This window comes from Cupriavidus sp. KB_39 (assembly GCF_052114485.1).
GTDB lineage: Bacteria > Pseudomonadota > Gammaproteobacteria > Burkholderiales > Burkholderiaceae > Cupriavidus.
The window spans coordinates 26,351-38,073 of the sequence record NZ_JBFREV010000048.1; the positions used below are offsets into that span (position 1 = coordinate 26,351).

Annotated in this window: 9 protein-coding genes and 1 pseudogene; 7 read left to right on the forward strand and 3 right to left on the reverse strand. The window is 67.2% G+C overall.

Going from position 1 to position 11,723, the window contains the following annotated elements:
* Positions 1-44: 44 nt before the first annotated feature.
* The 7 genes from AB4Z27_RS25730 (at position 45) to AB4Z27_RS25760 (ending at position 7,756) form a co-directional block, all read left to right on the forward strand.
* On the forward strand, positions 45-2,783 hold the full coding sequence (locus AB4Z27_RS25730; RefSeq protein ID WP_441645573.1) for a molybdopterin-dependent oxidoreductase: 2,739 nt from the start codon (positions 45-47) through the stop codon (positions 2,781-2,783).
* A gap of 189 nt (positions 2,784-2,972) precedes the next feature.
* On the forward strand, positions 2,973-3,413 hold the full coding sequence (locus tag AB4Z27_RS25735) for a response regulator transcription factor (protein WP_441645574.1): 441 nt from the start codon (positions 2,973-2,975) through the stop codon (positions 3,411-3,413).
* Between the two features lie 102 nt (positions 3,414-3,515).
* Complete coding sequence (locus AB4Z27_RS25740) at positions 3,516-4,571, forward strand: hypothetical protein (RefSeq protein ID WP_092301811.1); 1,056 nt, start codon at positions 3,516-3,518, stop codon at positions 4,569-4,571.
* A gap of 47 nt (positions 4,572-4,618) precedes the next feature.
* Positions 4,619-5,047, forward strand: coding sequence for a hypothetical protein (locus AB4Z27_RS25745; RefSeq protein ID WP_441645575.1), 429 nt, complete (start codon positions 4,619-4,621; stop codon positions 5,045-5,047).
* Positions 5,048-5,149: 102 nt separating this feature from the next.
* Complete coding sequence (locus tag AB4Z27_RS25750; RefSeq protein ID WP_092301880.1) at positions 5,150-5,776, forward strand: helix-turn-helix transcriptional regulator; 627 nt, start codon at positions 5,150-5,152, stop codon at positions 5,774-5,776.
* Positions 5,766-6,746, forward strand: coding sequence for an ornithine cyclodeaminase family protein (locus tag AB4Z27_RS25755; RefSeq protein WP_092301805.1), 981 nt, complete (start codon positions 5,766-5,768; stop codon positions 6,744-6,746). Before AB4Z27_RS25750 ends, AB4Z27_RS25755 begins: the two co-directional genes overlap by 11 nt.
* 41 nt (positions 6,747-6,787) lie before the next feature.
* Complete coding sequence (locus tag AB4Z27_RS25760; protein ID WP_441645576.1) at positions 6,788-7,756, forward strand: threo-3-hydroxy-L-aspartate ammonia-lyase; 969 nt, start codon at positions 6,788-6,790, stop codon at positions 7,754-7,756.
* Positions 7,757-7,781: 25 nt separating this feature from the next.
* Here AB4Z27_RS25760 and mdtD read toward each other — a convergent pair whose 3' ends face one another.
* The 3 genes and pseudogenes from mdtD to AB4Z27_RS25775 form a co-directional block, all read right to left on the reverse strand.
* The gene (gene mdtD / locus AB4Z27_RS25765; protein WP_255371006.1) at positions 7,782-9,215 is read right to left on the reverse strand and encodes a multidrug transporter subunit MdtD; all 1,434 of its coding nucleotides are present in this window, start codon (positions 9,213-9,215) and stop codon (positions 7,782-7,784) included.
* Between the two features lie 164 nt (positions 9,216-9,379).
* Positions 9,380-11,473 carry a TonB-dependent receptor family protein gene (locus AB4Z27_RS25770; protein WP_441645577.1) on the reverse strand — a complete coding sequence of 698 codons (2,094 nt, stop codon included), beginning with the start codon at positions 11,471-11,473 and terminating at the stop codon, positions 9,380-9,382.
* 85 nt (positions 11,474-11,558) lie between these two features.
* Positions 11,559-11,723: pseudogene (locus tag AB4Z27_RS25775) on the reverse strand (bifunctional UDP-4-keto-pentose/UDP-xylose synthase); the annotation flags it as partial.

Genomic DNA, 11,723 nt, shown 5'->3' on the forward strand with positions numbered 1-11,723 from the left:
CACCGGCGTTGCCGGCTGGCATCCACCGAAAGAGAGACATCGCTGTGAACCTGTCCGATATTGCGGTGGTTTCCTCCACCGCCACCACCACAACCGCCACCACCTGCCCCTATTGCGGCGTGGGCTGCGGCGTGCGCGCCACCGTGCGCGCGGACGGCCAGGTCGAAGTCAGCGGCGACGCGGACCATGCCTCCAACTTCGGCCGGCTCTGCGTCAAGGGCTCGGCGCTCGGCGAAACCCTCGACCTGGACGGCCGCCTGCTGCATCCCCAACTGCGCGAGGCCGATGGCGCGCTGCGCCGCGTCTCCTGGGACGAGGCGCTCGACAAGGTCGCCAAGGGCTTCTCGGACATCGTCGCCGCGCACGGCCCGGACGCCGTGGCGCTCTACGTCTCCGGCCAGATCCTGACCGAGGACTACTACATCGCCAACAAGCTGATGAAGGGGTTCATCGGCACGGCCAATATCGACACCAACTCGCGGCTCTGCATGTCATCCGCCGTGGCCGGCCACAAGCGCGCCTTCGGCGAAGACCTGGTGCCGTGCAGCTACGAGGACCTGGAGACCGCCGATCTCGTCGTGCTGGTGGGCTCGAACACCGCGTGGTGCCACCCGATCCTGTTCCAGCGGCTCACGCGCGCCAAGGAAGCCCGGCCCGAGATGAAGATCGTGGCGATCGATCCGCGCCGCACCGCCACCTGTGAACTGGCCGACCTGCACCTGCCGCTGCGCGCGGGCACCGATGTGCGGCTGTTCAACGGCCTGCTGAGCCATCTGGCCCGCGCCGGCAAGACCGACACGGCCTTCGTGGCCGCGCACACCGCCGGGCTGGAAGCCACGCTGGCCGCCGCCGAAGCGGACGACATCAGCGTCGCCGCCGTGGCGCGCGCCTGCAAGCTCGACCCAGCCGACGTGCAAGCCTTCTTCGACCTGTTCGCCAGCACGGAGCAGGTCATTACCGCGTTCTCGATGGGCGTGAACCAGTCCTCGTCCGGCACGGACAAGGTCAACAGCATCATCAACTGCCACCTGCTGACCGGCCGCATTGGCCGCCCCGGCATGGGCCCGTTCTCGCTGACCGGYCAGCCCAACGCGATGGGCGGGCGCGAAGTCGGCGGGCTGGCGAACATGCTGGCCGCCCATATGGAGCTGGCCAACCCGGTCCACCGGGACATCGTGCAGGACTTCTGGCAGTCCCCGGCGATGGCCGACCAGCCCGGCCTCAAGGCCGTGGACCTGTTCGACGCCATCGAGCAAGGCAAGGTCAAGGCGGTCTGGGTCATTGCCACCAACCCCGTGGTGAGCCTGCCCGATGCCGATCAGGCGCGGCGCGCGCTGGCCAAGTGCGAACTGGTGGTGGCGTCGGACATCGTCACGCACACCGACACCAACGACGCCGCCCACATCCTGCTGCCGGCGCTGGGCTGGGGCGAGAAGAACGGCACGGTGACCAACACCGAGCGCCGCATCTCGCGCCAGCGCGCCTTCCTGCCCGCGCCGGGCGAGGCCCGCGCCGACTGGGACATCCTCTGCGACGTGGCCCGCCGCATGGGCTTCGCCGGCTTCGACTACGCCGGTCCGCATGAAATCTTCGACGAACACGCCCGCCTGAGCGCGTGGCGCAACGACACCGCCACCGAGCGCGACGCACCGCGTGCGTTCGACATCAGCGGGCTGGCCGGGCTGGCCCAGGCCGACTATGACGCGCTCGCGCCGGTGCAATGGCCCGTACGTGCGGACCTGACCGAAGGCACGCAGCGCCTGTTCACCGACGGCCGCTACGCCCATCCCGATGGCCGCGCCCGCTTCGTGCCGACCGCGCCGCGCGCGCCGGCCCACGCCACCGACGACGACTTCCCGCTGATYCTGAACACCGGCCGGGTGCGCGACCAATGGCACACCATGACCCGCACCGGCAAGGCCGCGCGGCTCTCCGACCACCTGCCCGAGCCCTTCGTCGACATGCATCCGCAAGACGCCCTGCTGTGCGGCGTGGGCGAAGGCAAGCTGGCACGCATCACCAGCCGCTGGGGCGCGATGGTGGCCCGCGTGCGCCATGGCGGCGGCATTCCGCGTGGCAGCGTGTTCGTGCCGATCCACTGGAACAGCCAGTTCAGTTCCGATGCCCGCGTGGGCGCGCTGGTCAATCCGGCGGTCGATCCGGTCTCGGGCGAGCCCGAGTTCAAGCACACGCCGGTGCGCGTGGAGGAATTCCGCGTCTCGTGGCACGGCTTCGTGCTGAGCCGCGCCGCCCTGCCCGCCGATGCGCTGACGTACTGGACGCGCATCCAGGGCAAGCAGTTCCAGCGCTACGAATTCGCCGGCCGGGAGRCCATCCCCGACCGCGCCGCCTGGGCCCGCGCGCTGCTGGGCGTGCAGGACCCCGAGGCCGACTGGCTCGAGTACGAGGACCGCACCGCTGGCGTCTATCACGCGGGCTATGTGGTCAACGACCGGATCGAGGCCTGCGTGTACGTCTCCACGCGCCCGGACCTGCCCTCGCGCGCGTGGCTGTCGCAGTTGTTCGGACAAGAGCGGCTGGAAGACACCGACCGCATCGGCCTGCTGCTGGGCCAGCCGATGGAGAAAGGCGCCGACGCCGGCCCCACGGTGTGCTCCTGCTTCGGCGTGGGCCGCAACACGATCTGCGACGCCGTGCGCAAGCACGACCTCAAGACCCCGGCCGAAATCACCGCCTGCGTGAAGGCCGGCGGCAATTGCGGCTCCTGCGTGCCGGAACTGAAAAAGCTGCTGGTCGAAATCCGGGTGGCCGAAGCGGCTTAAAAGCGTGCCTTTCTCCTCTCTTCCGCTATCGGGCGAGAGGAGATATTAGGCACCCTTATCTCTGATATTAAATAATTCCCACAAACAGTTCATTCATTTCACCTACGATGACCTGATTGCACYGTAGCGAGGTGACGCTCCGTCATTCGCCCGCAAAAATAATAATGGGCATGCTTGTCGTCATCAAGGTTGACCACCCGGGAATCCCAGGTGCTCGCCTTGATCGCCAAGGGGATGAGCACCAGTGATATCGCCAGGTATCTGGGCGTTACCGAATTCACGGCCCGCAAGCACCGCACCAATATCTCCGCAAAACTCGACATTCATTCCACGTCGCAGCTGGTTGCCTTTGCCACCGCGCACGCCAATACGGCGACCCACGCGCCCATCCCGATTCTTCAGCCGGACACATTAAGCCAGCGTGAAAAGGACGTCTTGCAGAAACTGAGCCTGGGCCTGACGGCCAAGGAAATCGGCAGGCATCTCAGCATCAGTCCCCGCACCGTCAGCAAACATCTGGAAAACATCCGCGCCAAAACCGGGCTGCAAACCCTGGCGGATCTCATGACGATTTCCAGACAAATCAGAATTCCCGTYGATTCCARCCCGCCGAATACGCATTCTGAGTAATGGCGAATACCCCTCCRYGGCATCAACACTGGTTATGCGATACGTCACCAAGCGAAATCGCGACATCCGCAAAATGCCAACAACTTAATAAGGGGTAACACCATGAATTGGAATCGATCTTTCACGGACTTGATACGCAACGGGCGCCCCGCATACTGGGGTAACTGGACCCTGACGCCCAATATCAAACCGGGCGCCGTGGGCTTTGTGTCGCCGGACACCGGCGATTTCACGCTGGTCAAGGAAGAGACTCCGGGGCTCACGCTGAGCACGCGCGGCATTCCCAACCAGTGGAAGCTGTCGTCCAGCAACGTGCAGCGCAGCGAATCCAACGTCAACCTGGACGGCTCCGCCACCGACCCGGATACCGGCGTCAAGGTGACGGCTGGCGTCGAGGTGAAGTGGGATTTCTCGTCGGTGGGGTCGATCGCGTCCGAGTTCGGCATCGCGTCGGAAACGTTCATCAGCGACCTGACCACGCTTGGCAAGTCGGACACCTACAAGTGGCTGTACGACCAGGCGCAGTCGGTCAGCATGGGGTCGAACGGGCAGATTGCGCAGGGATTCGGCGTGGTCACCAGCGCCGTCTACGCGCACAGCGGGCTGAACGTGGGTTCCCAGGACAACAGCTCTTCCTTCTCGCTGACCGGCTCCGCCGGTGCCGTGCAGGAGATGCTGGGCGGCGCCAATGGCAAGGGCTCGTTCGTCTCCACCCGCCAGAACAAGAGCGTGGATCAGCATCTCTGGCCTTACCAGTCGGATCAGCTCGCGCCCTCCCCGATTCCGATCGCCTACACCTTCGCCTCGTTCGACGGGCCGCTGCTGATYCCGAACTGGATCAACCGGCTCGGCGCCTTCGAGGTGGTCTTCGACAACAAGCCCGGGTGCACCTACGTGACCCACATCCAGATCGGCTACGACTCGCCGGCGGGGCGGCARCACGACGAGTTCTCGCTGAGCGGCGGCATTTCCAAGACCGTGAGCAATATCCCGCTTAGCGCGACGAATATCCGCGTGGACGTGAAATTCCAGGGGGTCATGAACAGCGACCACTACGCCTTCAACTGGCCCAGCCCGCTTGGGCAATGGCTGACGGGGCGTCGCGCCATCGAGATGACTGGCGTCTGGCCGGGGCAGACCCACGCGCGGGAAGTCTGACTTCCCCCTCCATTGCAGARACCTGAAGTTTTCCAAGGAGAAACACCATGGCAACGCTCGTCAACATCACCGCCAAGACCCCCACCGCCGTGCAGATCTGGGGATTTCACGATCCGTCCGACGTCGACGACGTGGCGGCGGCACTCAATACCATCGCCAGCGGCCTGACCGGCAGCGGCCACACGATTCACGTCATGTCCGGCACCCACGGCTACTGCGAGGGGAAGATCGGCGCCGTGGCACAGCGCGAAGAGAAGTTCGCGGAGGAGGACCGSGGCCTTGCGTCGCCCAAGACCAAGGACCAGAAACCCGTCGCCMTCGCCGTGCATGACTTCAATAACGGCAACCTGCCCGGCCCCGACCGCGTAACGGCAGCCATGGCCAAGCTGAACGGGGACATGCGCCGCATCGTGGGCAATCTCCCGGGCACCCACACCTTCCTGCTGGCCTACTGCTGCAGCGCCGGCACGCGCTAGCCTGCCGGGGTCTTGAAAGGCTCACGCCGCGATGCGCACGCGGCGTGRGCGGGCAGTTCCTGTATCTTGACATTTCATCTACTGYTGGACAAAATGTCCAGCATGAAGACCCGCACGCCGGAGCAGCGCCAGTTGCTCGACCAGATCAAGCAGATTGCCGATGGCCTCGGGCAGACGCTCGCGCCGTTCTGCGAGGTCGTGGTCCACGACCTGCTCGAGCCCGAGCAGTCGATCCTCGCCATCCACAACAACCTGTCCGGCCGCGCCGTGGGCGACCCCACCACCGAGTTGGGCCAGGCCCGCATCACCGATCCGGACTACCCTCAGATCATCGCCAATTATCCGAACCAGTTCGCGGATGGGCGGCAGGCCAAGAGCACCTCGGTGGGCGTCAAGGACAGCAACGGGCGTTATATCGCCGCACTGTGCATGAATGTCGACCTGACGCTGTTCCGCAGCCTGCAGATGGCGATGGGGCAATTCGTCCAGACTGCCGTCGAGGGGCCGCAAGAGTCACTCGACCCCGCCGGCACCGATGCCCTGCGTGCCCGTATCGACACTTTTGCCGCCCGGCTGGCCACCACGCCCCGTGCGCTGAAGACCGAAGACCGGCGCGCGCTGATGCATGAACTCAAGGCGTCGGGCCTGTTGGAGGTCCGGCGCGCCATGGAAACCGTCGCGGCACATCTCGGCGTGTCGCGCGCCTCGGTCTATAGCTATGCCCGCTGACACCCATCTGGCCCAACTCCTGCTGCTCGACAAATTCGACGTCGAAGCGGCCCTGCAACCGGACGATGTGCTGGCTGCCGTGCGCGAAGCCTTCGTGCTGCACAGCCACCGCGAAGGCCGCGTGTTCCCGCTGATCCGCGAGAAACTGGCCACCGGCGGCGTGTTCGGCATCAAGGCCGGCGATGTGCCGAAGCAGAACCTGCTCGGCTTCAAGGCGGCCGGGTTCTGGCCGGACAACCGCGCCCAGGGCGGCGAGCCGCATCAGGCCACGGTGCTGCTGATCGACCCCGCCACGGGCCGCCCGCTCTGCGTGCTGGACGGCAACGCCATCACCACCGCGCGCACCGGCGCGGCCGGCGGCATCGGCCTGCAACTGCTGGCGCGACCCAACAGCGAGCGCGTCTGCGTGTTCGGCACTGGCGTGCAGGCGCGCGTGCAGCTGACCTATGCGCTGCGCCTGCTGCCGTCGCTGTGCCATGTTTCCTACGTCCCCTTCAGCCGCCAGCGCGATCCGGCGTTCGAGGCGGCGTTCTCCGACCGCTGCCAGATTGAACTGGCGACGGACGCCAGCGCGGCGGTGTCGAAGAGTGACGTCGTCATCACCGCCACACCCGGCGGCGGCGCCCTGTTCGAGGCCGACGCCGTGCAGCCCGGCACCCACCTGAACTGCGTGGGCGCCGATACGCGCGGCAAGCGCGAACTGCCGGACGGCGTGCTGGCCCGCGCGCGCGTCTTTGCCGACGACCGCGAGCAGGCCCGCGGCATCGGCGAGTGCCAGTGGGCCGCCCAGGTCGACTGCACCGAGATCGGCGACCTGCTGACCGGCAACGCCATGTTCGACCGTGCCTCCACCGACATCACCGTCTTCGACATGACCGGCCTGGCGCTCCAGGACCTGACCGTCGCCCGCTTCCTGCACGAGCGCGCCGTGGCCGATGGCACCGGCAAGCGCCTGGCCTGGCCCTGGTAATCTCCTTCAMCTCCATCGCACCCCTCGCACCCTTCCCTGCCATGACGACCCTGCAACTGCCCACCTACGCCGATGTGCAAGCCGCCGCCCAGCGCCTGGACGGCCACGCCAACCGCACGCCCGTGAACACCTCGCGCACGCTCAACGACATCGTCGGCGCGGAAGTGTTCATCAAGTGCGAGAACTTCCAGCGCATGGGCGCRTTCAAGTTCCGCGGCGCGTTCAACGCCTTGTCGAAGTTCTCGCCCGAGCAGCGCAAGGGTGGCGTGGTGGCGTTCTCGTCCGGCAACCATGCCCAGGGCATCGCCCTCTCGGCCAAACTGCTCGGCATGCCGGCGACCATCGTCATGCCGCACGACGCCCCGGCCGCCAAGGTAGCCGCCACCAAGGGCTACGGCGCCAACGTGGTGACCTACGACCGCTACACCGAAGACCGCGAGGCGATTGGCCGCAAGCTGGCCGCCGAGCACGGCATGACGCTGATTCCGCCGTACGACCATCCSGACGTGCTGGCCGGCCAGGGCACGGCCGCCAAGGAACTGTTCGAGGAAGTCGGCCCGCTGGACGCCCTGTTCACGCCGCTCGGCGGCGGCGGGCTGCTCTCCGGCACCGCGCTGGCCACGCGCGCGCTGGCGCCGGACTGCAAGCTCTACGGCGTGGAGCCGGAGGCCGGCAACGACGGCCAGCAGTCGTTCCGCAAGGGCGAGATCGTCAACATCGACACCCCGAAGACGATTGCCGATGGCGCGCAGACCCAGCATCTGGGCGAGTACACCTTCGGCATCATCCGCCGCGACGTCACGGACATCGTCACCGCCTCGGACGCGCAACTGGTGGACGCCATGCGCTTCTTCGCCGAGCGCATGAAGATGGTGGTGGAGCCCACCGGCTGCCTCGGCCTGGCCGCCGTGCTGGCSATGAAGGACCAGCTCAAGGGCCAGCGCGTGGGCGTGCTCATCAGCGGCGGCAACGTCGACATCGCACGCTTCTGCGAGTTGCTCRCGGCGTAAGCTTCGCCCCRCCCCGGCCGGGGGGCTACATCTCCCCGGCCTGCTTCACCTCTTCCTTCGTATCGCGCGCCGGCTCCGGGCTGAGCTGCATGAAGATCCATGCGGATGCCGAGGTAATCAGCCCCACGCAGATGAAGGTGGCGTGGAAGGCTGGCAGCACTTCCATCTGGTGCGCACCGTTCGCGCCAAAGCCGGCCTGGAACGTGGCCAGCAGCGCGCCGGCCGAGGTCACCGCCAGGCTCATCGACAGCATCTGCACCATCGACAGCATCGAATTGCCGCTGCTGGCACTGGCTCCCGACAGGTCTTTTAGTGCCACGGTGTTCATGGCCGTGAACTGGATCGAGTTGACCATGCCGAAGATGGCCAGCTGCACCAGCGTCAGCGCCAGCGGGCGCGTTGGCGAAATCAGTGCGAAAGACGCCATCGTCAGCCCTACCACGAAGGTGTTGACCACCAGCACGCGCCGGTAGCCGTGGCGCTCGATCAGCATCGTCGCCAGCCGCTTGGAGGCCATGCCGGCGGCCGTGACCGGCAGCATCATCAGGCCGGCATCGAACGGCGCGTAGCCCATGCTCACCTGGAGCATCAGCGGAATCAGGAACGGCATCGCCCCGTTGCCGATACGCGCGAACAGGTTACCGAGCAGCCCCACGCTGAACGCGTGGATTTTGAACAGCTTCAGCGAGAACAACGGGTTCTGGCGCTTGTTGGCGTGCAGCACGTAGGCCGTGAGCGCCGCCATGCTGCCAATCAGCAGCATCAGCACCGTGGCGTGCTGGAAGCCCATGCCCGCCAGCCCGTCCAGCGAAAASGACAGCGCCACCATGGCCACGGCCAGCAGCAGGTAGCCGGTTACGTCGAAGCCGCCCATGCCGGGCAGCCGTGAGTTCGGCATATAGCGGATCGTGGCGATGGCGCCGATGATCCCCACCGGCACGTTGATCAGGAAGATCCAGTGCCACGACAGCGTCTGCGTCAGCCAGCCGCCCAGCGTGGGGCCGATCAGCGGGCCGATCATGCCCGGAATGGCCACGAAGCTGAGCGCCTGGAGGTATTGCTCGCGCGGGAAGGTGCGCAGCACGGAGAGCCGCCCCACCGGCAGCAGCATGGCGCCGCCCACGCCCTGCACCACCCGCGCGGCRGTCAGTGCCGGCAGCGTGGGCGCCCAGGCGCATAGCAGGGAGCCGAGCACGAACAGGCCGATGGCGGTCTGGAAGATCGTGCGCGTGCCGAAGCGGTCCGCCAGCCAGCCCGAGGCCGGAATGACCACCGCCATGGTGAGGGAATAGGCGATAACGACCGACTGCATGCGCAGCGGGCTTTCGCCCAGGCTGTGCGCCATCGACGGCAGCGCCGTGTTGACGATGGTCGAATCGAGCGTCTGCATGAAAAAGCCAACGGCCACGACCCACAGCATGATGCGGAGGTCGCGGTCCTGGGGCATGGAGGGGGGCATGGGGCTCCACGGATGCCAGTCAAAGACGCCACCTTAGGCCGGAGACGCGCCGCTGGCAAGTCAGGCGGCGGCTGACATGCCCCTGCGCTTGCTGCTCCGAGGCAAGCCGATCGCATGGTTTTTCTCCCCTCTCCCGCAGGCGGGAGAGGGGAGAAAAACCAGCTTTACATCGACGCGCGCAGCCCCAGGAAGAAGCGCCGCCCGGCCGCCGGCTCGAAGTACCGGCCGTTGGCCTCGTTGACGATGACCGAGCCGATGTAGTGCCGGTCCGCCAGGTTGTCGATGCGCCCGAACAGGTACAGCCGGGTCCGGCCCAGCTTGAATTCGTAGCCGGCCTTGAGGTTGAAGACCATGTAGCCGGGCGCCGCCTGGGTGTTGAGATCGTCCGCATAGACCTGGCTGTCCGCCCGCGCCTCCACCCCCAGCATCAGCGGCGCCAGCGGCCGGTAGGTCAGCTCCGCGCCCAGGCTGTGCCGCGCCGTGCCGGGCAGCCGGTTGCCGGCCGCCACCTGCAGGCCCTGCGCGTTGAGGTAAGCCTCCCCGAAGTAGGCCGACAAATAGGTATACCCGAGGCCCGCCCCCCACTGCTGCGCCTGGCCGAAGGTGCCGCGCCAGCCCAGTTCCAGCCCGCGCCGGCGCACGCCGTTCACGTTCTGGTAGACCGTGCGGCCGGCGTTGTTCGATACCGGCACCACCTCGTCGTGGCTGTCGGCATCGAACAGCGCAGCCTCCACCTTCTGGCCGGCCGCCTGCCATTTCACGCCGATCTCGCCCTGCCGGCTGGTGGACGCCTGCAAGCCCAGGTTGGCGCCCACGCCGCCGGGGCCGTAGGCCACCTCGGTCAGCGTCGGGGTCTCGAAGCCCCGGCCCAGGTTGGCGTAGACATTGAGCGTGTCGTGGGCGTGCCAGACCACGCCGGCTACCGGGCTGACGTTGTGATAGGTGGAGGTGCCGCTGTCGTCGGGGCTGGCCGCCGTGACGTAGTGGTCGTCAATGCGCAGCCGCACCATGCTCGCCCGCAGCCCGCCCACCAGCTCCCAGGCGGGATGCACGGTCCAGTTGAACTGGGCGAACGCGCCGTAGTCGGCCGCCTCGTCGGTCTCGTCCCGGCGCAGCGCGCCCTGCTGGCCGTTATCGTTGACGTAGCCATGGCGGCCGTCGCGCATGGCGTTCGCCTCGATCCCGGCCGTCCATTGCAGCGGCAGGCCGTTGGCCGTGGTCTTGTGCGTCCACGCCAGCGCCGTGCCGCCGTAGGTGCGGTCCAGATCGACAATCCCGCCCGCCGACGAGGGCGCCGCACCGCTGAAGCCGAGCCGCTGGGTCAGCTGCCGCCCGCCGCCGTAGAGACGGAAGTTCAGGCTGTCACGCTCGCTCAGCTGGTGTTCGACCACCACGCCGGCCTGCGTCTGCTCGACATCCTTGCCCGTATTGAACTGGGTCGCCGCCGGCACGGCCTGCCGGGGGTTGGCGTCCGCCTGGGCGCGCGTGAGCCCGAGCGGGTCCTCGGCCAGCGGCTGGGTGAAGTAGTTGAACTGGCCGGTGATCTTGGTCGCCGTGGTCGGTTGGGCCACGATCTTGGCGTTGAGCTGGTAGCGGCGCGCGGCGCTGTGGTCCCGGTAGCCATCGGTCTGGTAGGTCCAGGCGTCCAGCGAGCCGCCGAGSYKGTCATTGCCGCCGGCCAGCGCCACGCCGGCCTGCCATTGCCCGTCCGAGCCCAAGCCGGTGGAGGCCCGCCCGGTGAAGCCATCCTTGGGCGGATCGGGCGTGAACACCTGCACCACGCCTCCCGAGGCGTTGCCGTACATCTGGGCGAACGGGCCGCGCAGAATCTCCACGCGGCTCGCGTTGGCCAGGTCGAAGGTCGACGCCTGCCCCTGCCCGTCCGGCATGGTGGCCGGAATACCATCGATAAACAGCCGCACCCCGCGCACCCCGAAGGTCGAGCGGCTGCCAAAGCCGCGCACGGCGATCTGGAGGTCCTGGGCGTAGTTCTGGCGGTCCCGCACGGCAATGCCGGGGACGGTCAGTGTCAGTTCGGAGAGATTGACCAGCGGGGATGCCGCCGTGAAGGGATCCACGGCGATGCTGGTGACGGCGGCCGGGGCATCGAACTGGCGCTGTTCGCTGCGGCTGGCGCTGACCACCACGTCGGGCAGCGTCTTTTCTTCGGCCGTCTGGGCCAGGGCCGCCGGCATCGCCAGCAGCGAGGCTAGCGGAAAGAGGGAAAAACGGTAAAGGGTCCTGCCGGTGGCGTGCATGGGGGCGCGTTCCAGAGAGTAGACACCTCGCGCGCGAAACGTCGCGCGAGGCATAGTCTACCCAAACCGGGGCGCCCCGCCGGAATCAGTTGCCGCCGGTCACCAGCGTACGCGCCTCCACCACCTTGTCGCGGTAGGCTTCGAAGATGCGGCGCAGCGCCTGTTCCATGTTCAGCTTCGGCTGCCAGCCCAGTTCTTCCATCGTGTTGTCGATCTTCGGCACACGGTGCTGTACGTCCTGGTAGCCCTT